Below are 17867 nucleotides of genomic sequence, written 5' to 3' on the forward strand. Positions count from 1 at the left end.
TCGCCGACCCGTCGGCGCGGACGCCAGAAGGTGACAGAAGGACTGCCTAACCTAATCCCACCGCACCGCCATCCCCGTTTCGAAACGCCCGGCCGGCTGATTCATCCGATCGGGGTGACGCAGGACCACCGGACGGCGCGCGAGGCTGACCGGGTATCCCACGCGAGGCTGACGGATGCCCCGGCCGTGGGCGGACCTCGTCAGGGAGGATTGATGGCGGATCCGACGGCGGACTTCTTCGCCGGTGAGGCGCAGCGCCGCGCACACCTGCTGCCGCAGGGGATCTCCGCAACGGTCCGCCTCGACCTGAGCCACCCCGAGCGCACCGAGCGCACCGAGCGCACCGAGCACTGGTACGTCACGCTACGGGAGGGCGAGGTGGCGGTGTCCAGGGAGGCGGACCGCGATGCCGACTGCATCATATCGACCGAAAAGCCGATCTTTGACCGGCTCGTCCTTGGCGCCAACCCGGTCGCCGCGACGCTCCGCAACGACGTCACCTACCAGGGCTCTCCCGAGGTACTGATCTACTTCGAGCGTCTCCTGCCCGGCCCACCCGACTCGGTCGGGCCGACCCGGGCGACCCGAGCCGGGGACGGAGCCCATGGAAGATGAGCGGATAACGATCCTGGAGGGCCTGACCTTCATCGTCAGCGCCCGGAACGGGGATGTCGACCCGGCTGCCGGCGAACCGGACGGGCTCTACTTCCTGGACACGCGATTCCTGTCCAGATGGGTCGTGACCGTGGACGGCAAACGGCTCACCCCGCTCTCCGTGGACGATCTCCAGTACTTCGAGGCGCGCTTCTTCCTGGTCCCCGGAGAACCGAGGCACTACGTCAGTTCCACGCAGTCGGTGATCCGTCATCGCTCGACCGTGGCCGGGATGGACGAAGAGGTCACGGTTCTCAACCACACCGACCAGCCCGTCGAGGCGACGATCCGGCTCGAGGTCGCCAGTGACTTCCTCGACGTCAACCGGCTCGGCAACCCGCCCGTCCCGCGAGAGGGAGAGTTCCGGCACGCCATCGGCGACCGCCAGCTACAACTGGAATACCTGCGCGGGCGCTTCCGACGCGCCACGATCATCCGGAGCACCACCGAACCGGCCGGGATCGACTCCGACGGCATGACCTTCACCGCCCGGATCGCACCGCACGGCGCCTGGAGCACCCGGCTCCAGGTGACGACCGACATCCGGGCGTCGAGCGGTGCCGAGGTCACCGGTGCCGGTCGATCCCTGCGGGAGATGAAGGAGGGGATGCGGGACGAACTCGACGCCTGGATCGCGGCGGCTCCGCGGCTGGAGACCGGATACGGCCCGCTCGTCACCGCCTACCGGCGCAGCCTGATCGACCTGGCCGCGCTCGCCAACCCGGGCATCACCGGCCAGGGGAAGCTCCCGGCGGCCGGGCTGCCGTACCTCAACATCGCGATCGGCAGGCAGTGCATCTTCACCAGCCTCCAGACGCTGCCGTTCCTGCCCGGCCTGGCCGCCGACACGCTCCGGCTGCTCGCCACCGACCAGGGCGCGAAGCTCGACGACTACCGCGAGGAGGAGCCAGGAAAGATCATCCACCTGCTCCGCTTCAACGAGGGGGCGGCCTTCGAGGAGCGGCCGTACCTCTACTACTACGCCTCGGCCGACTCCACACCACTCTTCGTGGTGCTGCTCGACGAGTACGAGCGGTGGACCGGCGACGTCGAGCTGGTGCGGACGCTGGAGAAGGAGGCGCGCAGAGCGCTCGACTGGATCGACGAGTGGGGTGACCTCGTCGGCGACGGCTACCTCTGGTACCAGCGGCCCCGCTGGCCCGACGAGCCGCCCAACCAGTGCTGGAAGGAGACCGAACCGGCCATCTGCTACGCCGACGGACGGCGGCCCGGCTGGCCACGCGCGACCTGCGAGCTACAGGGTTACGCCTACGACGCCAAGCGGCGCGGCGCGCGGCTGGCCCGGCTGTTCTGGGACGACCCGGCGTACGCCCACCGCCTCGAACAGCAGGCCGCCGACCTGCGGGACCGGTTCAACCGGGACTACTGGCTCGCCGACCACGGCTACTACGCACTGGCCCGGGAGCCCGACGGCACGCCCGTCGACGCGCTGACCTCGAACATCGGGCACCTGCTCTGGAGCGGCATCGTCGACGCCGACCGCGCTCCGGCACTTGTCGAACACCTGCTCGGCCCCCGGCTCTTCTCCGGCTGGGGAGTGCGAACCCTCGCGGCCGGCGAGGCCAACCACAACCCGGTCGGCTACCACATCGGCACGGTCTGGCCGTACGACAACTCCGTCGTCGCCGAGGGTATGCGCCGCTACGGCTTCGCCGCCGAGGCGTCGACCATCGCGAAGTCCATTCTCGACGCCGCCCCCTACTTCCAGGGCCGCCTGCCGGAGGCGTTCACCGGATACCACCGCACCATGACCACGTACCCCGTCCGCTACCCCACCGCCAACAGCCCGCAGGGCTGGTCGGCCGGCGCGGTGCTGTCGCTGCTACGCACCCTCCTCGGCCTGGCGCCGCATCCCGACCATCTGGAGAGCAAGGCCCTGATACCGCCGGAGATCGGCGAGATCACCCTCTTCGACGTCTGCGGACGGTGGGGCAGTGCCGACGTCTTCGGGCGCGCCCGCCAGCAGGAGCCGGCGGGTCGCTGCTCCGCCCGCCGACGTCGTACAGACCCGCGCCTTGACCGTGATGGCTAGCGTGGCCGACAGTCACGGTGCGCGCTGGACGGCTGCCACGACGATGCGCGCCCACAGCACGGCGATGCCGCATTCTGGACAGCGCCGGCAAACGTGCATACTCCGTGGACGGCACCGGCCGGAATAGCGCACGGCGACGTCTCCCGGATCACGACACACGGTTCACTTCGGATCGACTCCTGGGCACCACAGAGAGCATCGCCGGTGAACTGCCTGCGCCCGGAAGTGGCTGACCGGCCCCGAACCCGCCCAGGTACGCCCTGGTGGCGATGGTCACCTCGGGCAGGCCGGGAGTCGCCGACACCGACTGATCTGCCATCCACACCTGCCTTTGCGTATTTTCACGGATGTGTCCCGCCCGGGCCGCTTCCTACGCTGAGCCTTCCTCGACGGCATTTGCCGATCGATCAGGCTGGGGAGGTAGCAGTGGCGACGTTCGGGAAACGGTGGTCACGGAGGCGACCGAGGTGGGCCCTGTCGGTGGTGTCGGTGGCGGCGGTACTCTGCGGCTCGGTCATGGGTGCGCAACCCGTACAGGCCGATCCGGTCGCGCCCAAGGAGCGGAGCAGTCGGATCGCGCCCGCCGGCAAGGCCGATCCGACGAAGCGGCCCGAGGACGTCTTCGATCCGGCGACGAAACCTCCACAGTCGAGGGTCTTGCCCGGCAACGGTACGAAGATCGCCCCGCTAACCTCGGAGCTGAAGCCCACCGCGCCGAAGGCGCTTCCCGGGGCGGGGAAGGCGGGCGGGGTCGGCCTCGCCTTTCCCGGTGGCTCCGGCACCGCCTCCGAGTCGGACGTCAACGACTACACCTGCACACCGAGCATCTACGGCAGCACCTATGTCGGTGAGGACGGTACGATCGGCCCCTACTCCGACACGATTTACACCGCCGACGTGCAGTGCAACTTCTTTCTGGAGTACATGTACGGGATTTCCGCCGCCGTCGACTGGAGCCCGTACTACGAGGGCGAGATCGGCTACGTCGGCACCGAGTTCGCGGTCAGCGGCAGCTACGGAGCCAGCTACGGCGCCTTCGAGGTGCAGGGCGACCTGTACGACGGCGGCCGGCAGGTCGAGGTCATCCTGGAGCTCTATCTGATGGCCTCGGCCCCCTGGGCGGCCTGTAACCCGGTCCCCGGCCTGCGCTACCTGCTCTGCGACGGACTCGGCACCCTCACCCTGCACGTCGTGCTCGGCACCGGGGCGTTCAACACCGGGCTGGCACCACCGGTCATCCGCTTCGTCGCGCTCGGCGACTCGTACTCGTCCGGCAACGGCGCACCCACGAACGTGGACCCGGTCTCCGCTCCGGCTTGCCGGCGCAGCACCGAAACGTACTCCTGGCAGCTCATCGCCGGCCGGCTACCGCTCGGCGACCGGGGCCAGAGCCTGCCCATCGACCGACCGAACCTGAGAGCGTGCAGCGGCGCCCGCCTGGAACACCTGCTCAACCCGCAACCCGAGGCGGGAACGCCGCAGTTGCAGTGGGTGAGTCCCTACCGGACCCGATTGGCCACCATCACCATCGGCGGCAACGACCTCGGCTTCACCGACCGGCTCTCCGGCTGCTTCAGCGGCTACTGTGCCGATGCCCCGCTGCTGACCCCGGCCGACCTGTTCGCGATACAAGCCCGGCTGAACAACGCGTACGCGCTCATCATGGGCAGCATGAGACCTGACGGGCGGTTGATCGTCCTGGGCTATCCGGCCGTCCTGCCGAACCCGGACGACCCGCAGGACTTCCAGCGAGACTCGGGCAACTGCGGCATCGTCAACACCTTCCTCAGCGACGCCGAGCTGAGGAGGGTGTACGAGGCGGCCACCCAGATCAACACCGCCATCGCCACCGCGGTCTTCCTGACCGGCGACTCCCGGGTGCGGTACGTCAACACCCTCGACGCCTTCCGCGGGCATCGGGTCTGCTCACCCGACCACCTGCGGTGGGCGGCCGACATCTCCTTCCCCACGACCTCGGACACGTTCCACCCCAACGGTGCGGGATACGCGGAGATGGCCCGCCAGATCAGGTCGCAGGCCGGCATCGGCTAGTGCGACGTAGCCACAACCGCGGGCGGGCCTCACCGGGCCCGCCCGCAACCGTTTTGCGAGTAAGACGAGGACGCGCGGGCATGGTAGGGATCATCCGGACAGGATCTCCTCCGGCCGCCGGTGCGCGACAGCCGCCTCGTACCCGGTGTCGACGGAGCGCAGCAGCGCATCCAGGTCGCCGTCGTAGTCGGCTGCCGCCATCCGGAGAACCTGTTCCACAAGCGTTCGGCCGCCGACGAGCACCAGCGGGTACTGGTCGTCGATCACCTCGATCTGGGCCTGGCGGGAGAAGGTGCCGGTGGTGACGAAGACGCCGATCCAGCCGCGTCGCAGCCGTGCGACAACCCGGGCAACCTGGTCCGGGCTGATCGAACTGCTGGGTGCCACGCACTTGGCCTGACCGAGAACGACCAGCGGCGTACTGCTGCCCGGGGCGCCCACGTCCAACCGCCCGACGAAGTCCATCCCACCGTCGCCACCGGCCCGGGTCAGCCAGCCATCCCGGTACATCGCACCCGAACCGGCCAGCAGTTGGGCGGCCACCCGGGCGGCCAGCAGTTCGAAGGCGTGTTTCCGGTCGTCGAAGAAGTGATAGAGCCGCCACAACACCCGCATGTCGTCCGGGTTGACCGGCAACTGTTCGCTGGCGGTTCTCACCCGGGACGAGACGACCCGGCGTCGGACCCGCGGGATGGCGGCCCGCCCCTGGTCGACCCAGCGTAGCCAGGAGGCCGGCGCGAACCGGTGGGTCTGTTCGGTGGTGAGCGAGGCGTCCCGCCGGTCGTCGATCCAGCGCAGATCCAGGGTGTCGCCGGCCGGCGCCAGATCCAGCACCGCGAGGTCCAGCACCAGGTTGGGAAAGCTCCGGCCGCCGGAGGGATCGCGCTGGACGATGTGCTCCAACCGTTCGATCACCGCGACACCGCAGAACTCGACGTGTCCCTTCACCACCCGGCGCCCACCGCGCAGCACGGTGGCGGACCGGAACAGCAACAACGGCGGCGCCAACGACCGCTCGTACGCGCTGGTCCCGGCGTGGTGTCGCCACGCCTCCAGCAGCGCCCGGTTGCCCGCCGTCGCACCGGGCAGGCCGGTGGTATCCGGCTTGTGGTCGCCGTAGTAGCGGACGTGCCCGTGGTCCAGGTCGAACTCGTCGTGCCACGGGTTGGTCGCGTGCCCCGCCTTCCAGGGGCTGGACCGGATGGTGATGACGGGCCGGCGCCGCTCGTCCGGCGCCTGGACCATCGCGGCCGGGTTGATCCCGCGCTCCAGCATCAACCTCGGCAGGTCCCGGCCCGGAGCGGCGGTTATGTGGTGGTAGTTCGGGTAGCCGTCGACCTCGACCTCGATGGGGCTGGCTCCCCTGGGGTAGCGGAAGACGTCCAGCATCGGCACCCGGTTGCGGTCCACCGCGTCATCATGCCGGGTCCGGCGGACACCGGGGCAGGCCGACCGAATCGGGGCCGTCCGGTGGCTGTGGGAGGGCGCGTCGGTCGAGCCGTGCAGCCGTGCGTCGCGACCGCGGCGCTTGGATCGTCTCGCCCGCAGGTTCGCTTCCAGCTATTCGTACAGCGTCGCAGCGACCAACATGTCGCCTACCAGCCGCCAGGACGGTTGATCAGGACTTTCCAGACCCTGATTCTCAAGAACGGCCCCGGCCGAAGCCGGCCCCGCGCGCACGCGCTATAGGCCTACGGACCTGCGCGCACGCCCGCCATACCGAGCCGCCCAACTCCGAGAAGGGTGCTGTCGGCGGCGCCATGACAATTCCTTCGAAGCCATCACGATGGGTGGCTTTCGGGATCGAAGCTGCACCACCGAACCGTCTGGTCGCGCACGGCCGAGATGCTCATCGGCATAATTAAATGCCAAACCCGCGCTGACGGCAACCCAGGCAGACGGCATCGACCCCCGACAGCTCTGCGCTACGCGCTGTAACCGCAACCCTGAATGAGCGAGTGAACGCAGAGATCACGCGGGCGGCCAGGGGGCCACACCCGGATCAGAGTACAGACAGAGCAGCGGGCGGTTCGCGCAAACTGCCAGCTCCAAGGATTCTTCAAAGCTCGAACCCATTTCCCAGAACCATCCCATGCCAGCAGCAACCACTCTCCCCCCAGCTTCCAGGAAAACGCTTGAGTAGCTTAGCCATTCACCGATAGGGAAGTACTGTCCACCAAGAACAGTCTCTACCTCCACAGCTAGGGCGCGCTGACCCGATCCGGCCGCGATCGGATCGAAGTTGTAAGGCTCATCATTAGCAAAGTTTGGGCCAACCGCGTTGCGCGGCTCAAGCGAAAGCCCTCCCAGTGCAGACAGGGCAGCTATGGCCAGAGTATGGACCCGGTAGCCCTCTCTCTCCAGAGGTTCTACCCACTGGCCAGCGTCAACGGCGCGGTCTACGCTCCACCCGGAGGCGTCAAGCGCTTTAAGCACGTCCTGACTGAGTGAGTCAAAGCGGATCATAAGTTCACCCGATCCCGAGATCTTCCAGTAGCCGGCTACAACGACCGCAAGGGTACGCCGGTTCGCCATGACCAGTCGTATTTGACGTCGGCATAGAACTGTTTCTCGTCTGCACCGTACGCATGGTTCCACCCCTGATAGCGTCGGGACCTTCCGCTGCCTGGGCTTGGATCAGGCGCGCCAACTTCCTTCAGCACCCGCAGCGAGTCGAGTTTGCTGGTCGGCTCCCGAGTTGGCTCATTTGGTTAGTGCGTGGCGTCCGGCCGGTTCAGGGCGTTGAGGATGGCTTGCTGGTTGGTGGGGATCGCCGGTGGCAGGGTGTGGCTGGTCCCGTTGATCGCGATGGTCGCGGACCGTAGGGGCCGTAGCTGACGGACGACGCTGCGGATGGACAGGCCGGTGCGGCTCTGGACCTCGCGGGAGACCGCGAGTGCGGCGAACACGATGGTCAGGTGCGCCTCGATGGCGTCGTGGCTGCGGTGGAACATGGGCCGGGCTGCCAGGTCGGTCTTGCTCATCCGGAACGACGCTTCGACCTGCCAGAGGTCGTGGTAGGAGCTGATGACTTCGCCGGCGGGCATCACGTTGCCCGCGATGTTGGTGACGTAGCCCTTCAGGCCGACCAGGCGGCGGGCGCGTTCCAGCGAAACCTGGTCGAGGGTCTGCGATCCGTTGCTGGTCTTGACGAACCGGGGAGTCCGGGCCGCTTTCTGCCCGTCGACGACGGCGCGGGCCCCCATAGGCAACCCTAAAGAGTTACATCATTGGCTCACCGGTGCGTTTCTGATATTCAGTTCGTGCGAGGTAAAGAAGCGCCTCAGCAGATTGGAGCCGAGGGGCAACAAAGTTACTGAAGCGCGCCGATTCCTCAAGCACCGCCCGTGCTTCCTCCCGCCCAGCGAGCAAGCATGCGCACCGGGCGTAAAGGAAGTGATCGGCAGTTTGCTCCAGAATCAAATCTTCCGCCAATTCGACCTGAACTGACGCCAGAGAATTCAAGTCCAGCGCATCCAGATTCCGATCTAGCTGCTCTTGGAAATCAACCAGGTCCGCCAGGTCCAGCGCGTGCAGTCGCTGCTCAACTCGCCCGACCGCCGCTTCGACGTCCGCCCGACTCGTAACAGGATTCGACTCGATCAGTGACCAGAAGTCAGCAGCCATCATTGACCCCAATCCTCGGCTCCGGGCAGCATCGGTTGGTTACGTCTGTCAAGAATCGCCTTTCCAGGAGAATTAATATCGTTCGACAAAGGCACGCCCTGTTTGCGTAGCTGCTGAATCCGTAGGTGCTCAGCCACGAATACGTCATCTTCGCATCCACACACATGTGTAACCTTGACGTCATCCATGCTCGCCAACCGACCACTACGAAGGTGATCGCCCAGGCGATTCGTCAAGTTAATCGACTTGCCGACATAGGTTTTGCCAGGGTTGTGCATGTCAGGGAACTCGTAGATTCCTTGGTCTTTCCCGCAGTTATGGACGAGGACCGGGGTTTTGCCGGCGAGCACATAGTACGTGTGGGATTTTCAGCCCGTCACGCAGTGTTACTTACGCGTTCATAACGTTTCACCTGGCCTTTCGTGAGTGGTACAGCGGTTGAAAGTCTGGGGTCTGTTTCGGTCATGGTGGTTCCGGTTCCAGGCTGAGTCCGGTCTGGGTGAGGAAGCCGGGGATCAGGTCGGGTCGGTACTGGATGCGTTTGAGTCGGTTGCGGATGATCGCGGCGAGGTGGTCCACGCCGTCGACGGCGAGGTTGCCGAGGCTGGACTTCATCGTTGACCACAGGCCCTCGACGGGGTTGAGGTCGGGTGCGTACGCGGGTAGTTGGACCACGGTCAGCCACCGGTGGCGGGCGGCGATGAGCTGGCGCATCGCGGTGCTGGTGTGGGTGTTGACTCCGTCCCAGATCAGGATGATCGGGGCGTGGAGCCGGTGGTGCGCGGCGGTGATCAGGGTGGCGTAGTCGTCCTCGGACAGGCTGCGGCGCTCGCCGGTACGGTTGCGGTGGACGCGCAGGCGGTAGAAGACGTGGCCGCGCTGGCCGGGTTTGTAGGCGATCAGTCCGGCGATCGAGACCCGGCCTGAGCCCTTGCCCGATACCCGCACGGTGGGTGTGTGGCCCGTGCGGGCCCAGGTTCGGGCCCTGGACGGGCGCAGGGTCTGTCCGGCCTCGTCTTCGAAGACGATCCACGCCCTGGTCGCCGCCGCTAGCCTCGTACCTTGGCCCAGGTCGTGGCCCGCCAGTCGGCGATCGCGTCCTCATCGCGCTGGACGGCTCGGTGTGTGGGTACCTGAGGGGTGTAGCCCATGCGGTGCAGCAGGTAGGACACGCCGCGCAGGGTGTAGGAGACGTGGAACAGTCGGCCGATCAGGGTGGCGACCCGGGCCAGGGTCCAGCGTTGGTCCTCGATCCAGCCGTGTGCGGCCGGGCCGAGGTCCAACTCCGCGCGTAGCCGCAGTAGCTGGTCCGGTGAGAGCCGGGAGACGTTTCCACCCGGGCCGGTCGAGGCCAGGGCGGTCATCCCACCCGCACGCCAGCGGCGTCGCCACTGGTAGATCGACTTCGTCGACACCCGTAGCCGGGCCGCGACCTGCGCCGCCGGCACATCGACGGCGAACATCCGCGCGGCCTGCATCCGTACCTGCTCCCGCTTGGCCCGTCCGGCAGCGGACAGGCCACCACTATCGGCGTACCTCACACCCCAGGTATAGATCGACACCGACCGGTCGTCCATAGTGGTTGATCACAGGCGATCGACCGAGCCAGACCCCAGCCATTCAACCGCTGTAGCAACGCGCTGCATCGAAATCTATCGGTTGTTGACGGCGACGGTGACGGCAACCCGGGGAGACGTCCACGCCTTCGAGGTTCAGGGCATCGATGGGTGCGCCTACCTCGCCGACCAGCACGCCATCACCATCCGCTACCACCATGCCCGCACGGCCGACGACAAAAACGCCGCCCTGCACGAGCTGGATGCCCGGTAACGACAAGCAGGCACCACCCCGCCAAGCGCTCCCGCAACAGCCGGCGACGCAACGCGAAGCAGTAAGCCAGCCGGACCAAGGCCCCCGACCAAGAGCCGACTGGCTCAAAACTGCTCTACAGGTATCAAGTAGGCGGCCCGGCCGAAGCCGGGCCGCGCGCACGCGCTACAGGCCTACGGCCCCGCGCGCACGCCCACCAATATCGAGCCCGCCGTCAGAGGCCAAGACCATGGACGGTCATGGCCGTGACGATCCCTTCACCAACCACCCACGGCGACCGGGTCCGGGGATCGACGCCGCACCGCTACGCGGCACGCCACCGAGCATGCCATGGGCCGCCCACGGACCCGATGCGCAACATCGATAGGCATCGATTAGCTTCCGATACTGGCGGCAACCCTGACGGCAACGCAGGCGCACGGCCACGACCTGTACGGGCAACCGTCACGCTGCGCATTCACCTCAGCCGTCACGGAAGGCGTTCGCGGGGCATCCAACGTTAAACTTCTTGCCGTCTTACGCCCGTATTCGAGAAGCGACTCTGCGGGGGCCATTCGTTCGCGAATGTGCCCCCACTCGTCGGCTATGCGTCAAGGTCCGCTATCCAGGCGCGGAAATCCTCCTCGCCATGGAGATATACCCCTGGCCCCTGCTGGAGATCTGCACCGGCTAACCTGTCCAGTGCGGTCCAAAGAGTTGAATCTGAGGAGTAATCCGCAGATTCATCTTTGATCAGCTCCAGGGCCCAGTCCGCGACTTCCTCTCGCCTACCTGACCCCTGGAGCAGGGCAGCCATCCTGCTTCTGACCTGCTGATGAATGTCCTGCACTGCTACCAACTCCCTGTGTAGTTGCCGCCAGCGTCGAACATGTAGTGAACCTTGTTGCCGCCGGTTGCGCCAACATCAGGGCGAACGATTCTGACGTTCCCGCTATGATCCAAGGTCTCATGCCAGATACGGGTAGCCCCAGTATCAGGATTCCACTCCCGTACGAGGCGACGGCCAACCATCTCTCCAGGCGTCCGCGCCTCGGCTATTTCACCATAGAACCGGACTCGGCCATCGGGTAGCTCACGAACGCCACCCTTTCCATACTTTGCCGCTTGGTCCAGAAACTCCTGCGGATACGCCTTGAAATGCGGAACCTCGCCGCCCCCGCAGTTGTGGACCAATACCGGAGTGGTGCCGGCGAGCACATAGTACGTGTGGATGTCGTCGACGGTGACGTCGTACATCACTCGCTGGCTGGCGTAGGGCCGGACGGCCGAGACCGTCACCGGCATGTTGTCGACGGTCAGCAGCTTCTCACCGACGCGGAGCTGGGACGCGTCGACCCAGGCCGACCGCTGCGCGCTCCAGAAGGGATGATTCGCTGTTGTTTCAACGAGAACCGGCCCCGCCGCCGTCGCCAGGGTGAGGTCGGTCAACGCCAGATCGAGATTTATATGGGTGGCGACGACCTCGCGGACCGTGGTCGCACCGGTATCAGGGGCGGTGGCGAGGACCTTGTCCCCTGGCTTGAGCCTCTCGATCGGCCGGAGGGAACCGTCCGCCAGCAGGACGAGGGTGCCGGGCGCGAAGCTGTGGCATCCCTTGCTAAGGAAACTCTTCGCGCCATCGATCAGGTCACCGAGCAGGCCCTTGACGCGACTGGTGAGGTTGGCGAGCTTTTTCCACTTCCATGGCGCGCCGTATCTGACGGCCAGCTTGCCCAGCGCACCCCCGATGGCGGCGCCCGCGACGTTGGCCGCGGTGGCCAGGCAGCCGCCCATGTCTCCCTTGAGGAAGCAGTCCAGGGCATCGGTGATACCCAGCTCGTCCATCAAGATCTTGGCGAGGGCCTTGGCAGCGTTGAGCATCTTCGCCTTGGCCGCGGCGATTCGGCGCTGCCGCTCCTTCTCCGCCGCCGCCCGCGCGGCCGCCGCCCGCTCCTCCGCCGACGCCCGCGGGTTGTTGTGGACGTTGATCTTCGGCTCGTCCGGGTCGTACGCGCCCGAACAACCACCGCAGCCGTCGTTGTGGCCTTTGACCTTGTGGTAGTTGCCGTACATGTCGACGTAGTCGGCGCCCGGCCCACACACGTCGTCCGAACACGCCTTCAGACCATCAGGATCCGAGTACGAGATCGGATTGTTGTTCGCGTACGCGTACCCGTTCATCTGCTGCGGGTCGTGGACGTCGATGATCGGGTCGACCGAGATGAACCGGCCGGTGACCGTGTCGTACTCGCGCGCGCCGATATTGACCAGGCCCGTCGTGGAATCGATGTTCCCGTTGACGAAGCCCTTTTCCGTCGGCCACTGACCCGGATCCGGCGGGGTGCCGCGGTTCTCGCCGAACGGGGTCATCCGCCGGTGCGTGATGGCGCCGCCCTCGTCGATCGTCGCCTGGCCCGTGCCGTGGTGGTCGTTGGCGACGTACCGGACGCCGTCGACCTTCCGCACCAGCGACGCTCCGCCCGGCAACGAGTAGTAGCGGGTCGCGTCGGTGGACCGGGTCTGGTGGTTCAGCCGGATCTCCATCCCCGGCAGGTAGAGGGTGGTGGCGTTCGGCTCCTTGCGGAGCATCCGCGAGCCGTCCACGTCGTAGAGGAAGCTGGTCTTCTTGCCGGTGGCGTCGGTGACCGACTCCAGGTTGCCCTCGGCGTCCCACACCAGGTCCTGGTCCTCGCCGGTCTTCGTCCGCTTCTTCGTGTTGCCGGCCGCGTCGTACTCGTACGAGTACAGCCGGTCCCCGGACGGCGTCTTCTCCGTCATCTGCCGCAGCGTGTGCGGCTGCGCCTGCCCTGCGGCCGGGTACGTGTAGGAGCGCTCGACGAGAGGGGTGCCGTTGGCCGCGTACTGCGTCTCGGTCCTGCGGTTGCCGGTCAAGTCGAACGTGTAGGCGTGGTGGTAGGGGGCCACCCCACCGACGCCGGTCGCCGACGGACCACCGGCGCACGGGTCCTCCGCGGTGCTCGCCGATGTCCAGGCTCGCTCCATCCGGCGCAGGTAGTCGTACGTGAAGCACTGTGTGTCACGGGTGCCGGACGGGTTGTTGGCGATCCGCAGAATGTTGCCGGACGGGTCGTACGTGTAATGGGCGTCGATGTCGATCACCGACGCGGACTCCCGGTCGAGGCGCTGCTGGGTCAGCCGCTTCGAGCCCTGCTCGTAGCCGTACGTCGACCAGACCTTCTTGCCACCGACCAGCGCCTCGGTCTGGATCACCTCGCCGGTCGACGAGTAGTCGACGTCGGTCAGGTAGGCGGCCTCCCCGGTGGTGGCGGTCAGCCGCTCCAGGTTGTCGTAGGTGTAGGCGATCGCCTCGCTGGGCAGACCACCGGCTTCGGGCATGCTGACCGCGGCGATCGTGCCATCAGAGTTGTACTCCGTGCCGAACAGGTACAACCCGGCGAGTTCGGCACCGGCGTGCTCGGGGACCTGGTAGTAGGTGGCGTGCGGCCGGTAGAACTCGTCGTAGCCCGTCACGTAGGTGGTGTACTCGGCCCCGTCGATCCACCGGCTGGTCGACGAGAGCTGCCCCAGCATCTCCAGGTCGTACGTCCAGCTGCTGAGCAGTTGTCCGGAGGCCACGGTGCCCTGGTAGACGGCAGTTTTGCGGCCGATCTCGTCGTAGGTGGTGCTGATCTTGACGCCGACTCCGTTCACGGTACTGGTGACCCGGTCCAGGTCGTCGTACTCGATGGTGGAGGTGCCGGCGTCCGGGTCGATCGACTTGACCTTGCGGCCGAGCCGGTCGTACTCGTGCCTCCAGACGTTGTTCGCCGGGTCGGTGACGGTGGCCAGTTGCCCCGCCTTGGTGTAGGTGTACGTGGTGGTGTCGGCCGGGCCGGACGGGTCCGCGCCCTTGTACTGGAGCAGCTCGGTGGTCTGGCCCAGCGCGTTCGTGATCGTCGTGGTGGGAGTGCCGCCCTGCGGCGGGTCGACCGAGATCCGGTCGCCGCCGTAGCTGGTGGTGGTGCGCCACTTCTCGTTGCCGGCCACCGAGAAGATCTCGATCTTGGCCCGGTCCGCGCCGTCGTAGACGTAGCTGGTCTGCCCCTCGACCTCGCCCGGGTACGCCGGGTAGATGGTGTCGGTCGGCGCGCCGGCAACGTTGTAGGTGGCAAAAGTCTTATCGATCTTGCCGGTGGCGGTGTAGAAGGTGTCGGCGACCAGGCGGGTGCTGTTCGGCCCCTCGGTCTGCACCTGGCGGGGCCGCAGGAAGCCGTCGTGCAGCTTGTATTCGACGCTGTACGAGCCGTCCGTCTGCCGCCGTTCGGTCTTGATCGCGACCGGCCTGTCCTTCCGGACAAGGTACGAGTACCGGATGCTCGGGTCCATGTCGGTGCCACCGGTGCGGTCCGGCATCCACACCTTGCTCAGCCGGCCCAACGCGTCGTACTCGAGCTTGCTGACCAACTGGTTCGGGTCGGTCTGCCTGACCGGCTGGCCCCAGGCAGGGGCGTACTCGGTGACGGTCACGTGGTCGAGCGGGCTGGTCTGGGTGACCCTGGTGGTCAGCCCGTTCGTCTCGGTGTAGTCGGTCCGGGTGACCCGGCCGAGCGCGTCGGTCGAGGTCTTCGGCCGGCCGTACGAGTCGAACGTGCTCTCGACCGCCCGCACGTACGTCGCGGTGGTGCCGTTGTGGCTCTTCAGCCGCTCGGACCGGGTCGGGTTGCCGGACTTCGACGCGACGCCGAAGGCGTCACCGTCGTAGAACGTGCGGGAGTCGTCGAGCACGTCGGTGGCCCGGTTCGGCGTCGCCGAGCAGCGCACCGACACCGACTCCACCTGGGAGACCAGATGGTGGTAGTGCCGCGTCGGGTTGTCCGCGTAGGTCGTGCGGGTGCACGACTCGTCACCGGTGACGTCGACGTCGCCGTGGTGCTCGGTCCGGGTCATCCGGCCGAACGAGGTCTCGAAGGTGTTGGTGGTCCTCGTCTCCCGCCAGGCGCCGCTGGAGATCTTGACGAAGCTGCGCGACTCGGCGGTGTTGGTGAACCAGGACTTCCGTGAGCCACCGGGGATAGTCTGGGTGGCCGTGTTGTGCCGCCACGGCACCGAGATGCTCTTGCTCATCTCGTTCGGGCCGTCGTAGGTGACACTCTCCAGCTCGTGGCCGGCGAGCTCGTCGTGGTCGACGTGCTCCACACCCGTCGAGTCGTCGATCCGGACATCCCGGGTGCCGCTCCCGGGCTTCTTGTCGCCATGCATGCCGCGCAGGTAGCGGTGCTCGGTCCTGGTGGTCTGCACCTGCCCGTTGCCGGTGGTCACCACGACCCGGCCGTAGCCGCGCCACTCGCTCCAGGTGAGGTCCTTGGCGTCGGAGACGCCGTCCGGCTCGGCATGCCGCCAGGCGGCGCCGTCGAGGTAGTCGTACCTGGTCACCATGTCCGGCGAGCCGCCGGTCCGGTCGGTCTCGATCACCTGCTCGACGACGTACTTGTGGAACCAGTCGGTGATCGGGTCACCGCTGCCCAGCGGGTTCCACTTGACCGGGTAGCAGCGCCTCGTGCTGTTGCCCTCGGTGGGCACGCTCGACGCCGAGCAGTCCGGGTCCATGTAGTTGACGTCGACCTGGGCGCCGGAGTCGGTCCAGACCGTGGCCAGGCGAAACCGGTTCAGCGGCGAGATGTTGTCGGTCGGCGTGTCGATCCGGTTCGCCAGCTGGATGCCGCCGAGCTCGACCGAGGGCATCTCGATCGAACCGCCCACCAGCCCTCGGTGGGTGATCTTGTGCAGCCACAGCGTGCGGGAGGCGTCACCGTTGTCCGTGAGCAGGTGGTCGAGCTTCCACTCGTCCACCGGGGTCCAGCCGGACGCGTTCCGGATCTCGGTCGTGATGCCGGTCAGCCGGGCCCTGGTCCAGAACGTCGGGGTGATCTGGTCGAGCTTGCACCTGGTGTCCCTGTTGCAGTTCCGGTCGAACGGCACGTCCGGCCAGTACGACGCCGTCCCGGTGGTCAGGTCCTGCGGGTCGCAGTCGACGTCGCCGGTCGGCAGGCACCGCTCCCTGGTGTCGAAGCGGACCCGGGCGGGTGCGTGGGTGCTGTAGACGGCGTTGTCCCGCTGGCCGTAGTCGATCCGCTTCAGCCAGCCGCCCCGGACGTAGGGCACCCCGTTGACGTCGGTTTTCTTGCCACGGGCGTAGTAGTTGATCTCCTTGTGGTAGAAGTACGAGGTGACGTTGCCGTAGCGGTCCTTGACGTAGTCGAGACTCCACCGCCACGCCTGGTCGCAGTACGCCGACGTGAAGGTCGCGTTGTAGCACGGCTCCTTGTCGTCGTCGCCGTACACCGGCATCGTCCAGGCGGAGCCGGTCTCCTCCTTGTCGGTGGTCCAGCCCGGCAGGCGGTTACGCCCGAAGTGGTACTCCGAGCCGTCCACGGTGGTCACGACCCAGTACTCACCGTCGTTGTCGCCGTTGACGGCACCGAAGCGCCGCTCGACCTTCGCCCCGTCGTCGGTCGCGAAGCGGAAGCTGTTCTCGCCGGTCTTCACCAGCTCGGTGGACTTGCCGTTGAGCAGGATCGTCGCGTTGTCGAACGCCCAGCACTGGTCGGCGTACTGGTCGTGGCCATCCTCGGAGCAGGGCTTGTAGCGGCGCTCGATGTGGCCCGGCTCGTAGTTGAAACCCTCACCGATCCAGGACCCCTGGTTGTTGGTCGCGGCGGTCCGGCCATCGACCGACTGTGACGAGTAGGCCAGGGTGATGGCCGGCCCGTTGCCGCCCGGCACCGGCGGGGTCCGCAGCGGGTAGCTCCACGAGAATCCGCCGGTCGACGGGGCCACCGACCACTTGGCCGACGGCGCCAGCTTGGTCGCCCCGTAGTCGCCCTGCGAGGACGAGTCGTCGGCGGCCAGCGCCAGCAGGGTGCCGGCCGGCGCGGCGCTCACCTGGGCGGAGAGGGTGCGGTTCGCGGAGTCGTTGACCGTCGGGAGCGGAATGCCACCGCAGACCGACCGGTCGGGCGTGGTCAGCGCACAGTCCGGCAGGGCAACGAGGCGCAGCCGAGCACCATAGTCACCGCCGAAGGCGGCCGCGAAGCTGCCGTACCCGACACCCAGTCGGACCTCGGCGGCGGCCGGCTGCCCGTCGGTCCGGCTGACCCGCACCAGCGGGCCGTCCAGCCGGGCCCGCTCGGAGGCCTTGCGGTCGAGCACCTCCACCCGAACCCTACCCGGCGCCGGACCGCTCGCGCGGCCGTCGCTCGCATCGGCTGGTGCCGCGGCGGAGACCGAGACCGAGAGGCCACCGGCCCTGCCCGCGGCGGCGGGCCCGGCGGGGTCCGCGCCGTGGGCACGGGCACCGGCCGTCGCGACCGTCGCCGAAGGTACGGCCAGCTCGGTGGCGCCGGCGGCCGGCCAGGACACCTTGGCGGGCGTGGTGCTGGCGGCCGCCTCGGCCGGGTTGGCACCGCGCGGGCGCACCCCCAGCGGCGCGCGGTCCGGAAGCAACGTGGTCTTGTCCGTGGCCGTGGGACGGGCACGCTCCGCAGCGGTGGCGGGCATCGCGGCGACCTGGATGAGGCTCGCGCCCATCACACCGGCCATCGCCCAGGCCACCGGTCGAACCACCCGGCGCTGCCAGGCGCCGCGTGCGACCAGGAGTCGGGAGAACATCGACCCTCCTAGGGGGTGACTCACGGGGAAAGGCAATGGGTGT

At 67.4% G+C, this 17867-nt stretch carries 10 protein-coding genes and 2 pseudogenes; 4 read left to right on the forward strand and 8 right to left on the reverse strand.

The genetic code is table 11. The features are described from left to right. The first annotated feature begins 213 nt into the window (after positions 1-213). From ACN28C_RS31460 to ACN28C_RS31470, 3 genes are all read left to right on the forward strand, one after another. The gene (locus tag ACN28C_RS31460) at positions 214-615 is read left to right on the forward strand and encodes an SCP2 sterol-binding domain-containing protein (RefSeq protein ID WP_422771114.1); all 402 of its coding nucleotides are present in this window, start codon (positions 214-216) and stop codon (positions 613-615) included. Then, complete coding sequence (locus ACN28C_RS31465) at positions 605-2707, forward strand: glycogen debranching N-terminal domain-containing protein (RefSeq protein ID WP_422771115.1); 2103 nt, start codon at positions 605-607, stop codon at positions 2705-2707. Before ACN28C_RS31460 ends, ACN28C_RS31465 begins: the two co-directional genes overlap by 11 nt. Before the next feature lie 480 nt (positions 2708-3187). Beyond that, positions 3188-4759, forward strand: a complete 1572-nt coding sequence (locus ACN28C_RS31470) for an SGNH/GDSL hydrolase family protein (RefSeq protein ID WP_422771116.1) — start codon at positions 3188-3190, stop codon at positions 4757-4759. Positions 4760-4849: 90 nt separating this feature from the next. On the opposite strand, the gene ACN28C_RS31475 is transcribed toward ACN28C_RS31470, so the two are convergent. From ACN28C_RS31475 to ACN28C_RS31505, 7 genes and pseudogenes are all read right to left on the reverse strand, one after another. Next, complete coding sequence (locus ACN28C_RS31475; protein ID WP_422771117.1) at positions 4850-6169, reverse strand: restriction endonuclease; 1320 nt, start codon at positions 6167-6169, stop codon at positions 4850-4852. A gap of 150 nt (positions 6170-6319) precedes the next feature. Further along, complete coding sequence (locus tag ACN28C_RS31480; RefSeq protein WP_422771118.1) at positions 6320-6439, reverse strand: DUF7660 family protein; 120 nt, start codon at positions 6437-6439, stop codon at positions 6320-6322. 291 nt (positions 6440-6730) lie between these two features. Next, the gene (locus ACN28C_RS31485; protein WP_422771119.1) at positions 6731-7294 is read right to left on the reverse strand and encodes an SUKH-3 domain-containing protein; all 564 of its coding nucleotides are present in this window, start codon (positions 7292-7294) and stop codon (positions 6731-6733) included. A 176-nt stretch (positions 7295-7470) separates the two neighbouring features. Next, positions 7471-7959: pseudogene (locus ACN28C_RS31490) on the reverse strand (IS1634 family transposase); the annotation flags it as partial. Positions 7960-7981: 22 nt separating this feature from the next. Further along, the gene (locus ACN28C_RS31495; RefSeq protein WP_422771120.1) at positions 7982-8389 is read right to left on the reverse strand and encodes a DUF4240 domain-containing protein; all 408 of its coding nucleotides are present in this window, start codon (positions 8387-8389) and stop codon (positions 7982-7984) included. A 459-nt stretch (positions 8390-8848) separates the two neighbouring features. Then, positions 8849-9472, reverse strand: a complete 624-nt coding sequence (locus ACN28C_RS31500; RefSeq protein ID WP_422774614.1) for an IS630 family transposase — start codon at positions 9470-9472, stop codon at positions 8849-8851. Beyond that, positions 9436-9927, reverse strand: coding sequence for a winged helix-turn-helix domain-containing protein (locus tag ACN28C_RS31505; RefSeq protein ID WP_422768684.1), 492 nt, complete (start codon positions 9925-9927; stop codon positions 9436-9438). The genes ACN28C_RS31500 and ACN28C_RS31505 overlap by 37 nt, the downstream gene beginning before the upstream one ends. 190 nt (positions 9928-10117) lie before the next feature. Here ACN28C_RS31505 and ACN28C_RS31510 point away from each other — a divergent pair. After that, positions 10118-10216: pseudogene (locus ACN28C_RS31510) on the forward strand (GntR family transcriptional regulator); the annotation flags it as partial. 831 nt (positions 10217-11047) lie between these two features. Here ACN28C_RS31510 and ACN28C_RS31515 read toward each other — a convergent pair. Continuing rightward, positions 11048-17824 (reverse strand): polymorphic toxin-type HINT domain-containing protein, encoded by a 6777-nt coding sequence (locus tag ACN28C_RS31515; protein WP_422771121.1) that lies wholly within the window; start codon positions 17822-17824, stop codon positions 11048-11050. Positions 17825-17867 lie beyond the last annotated feature (43 nt).

Source organism: Plantactinospora sp. WMMC1484, assembly GCF_049315195.1.
Classification (GTDB): domain Bacteria; phylum Actinomycetota; class Actinomycetes; order Mycobacteriales; family Micromonosporaceae; genus Plantactinospora.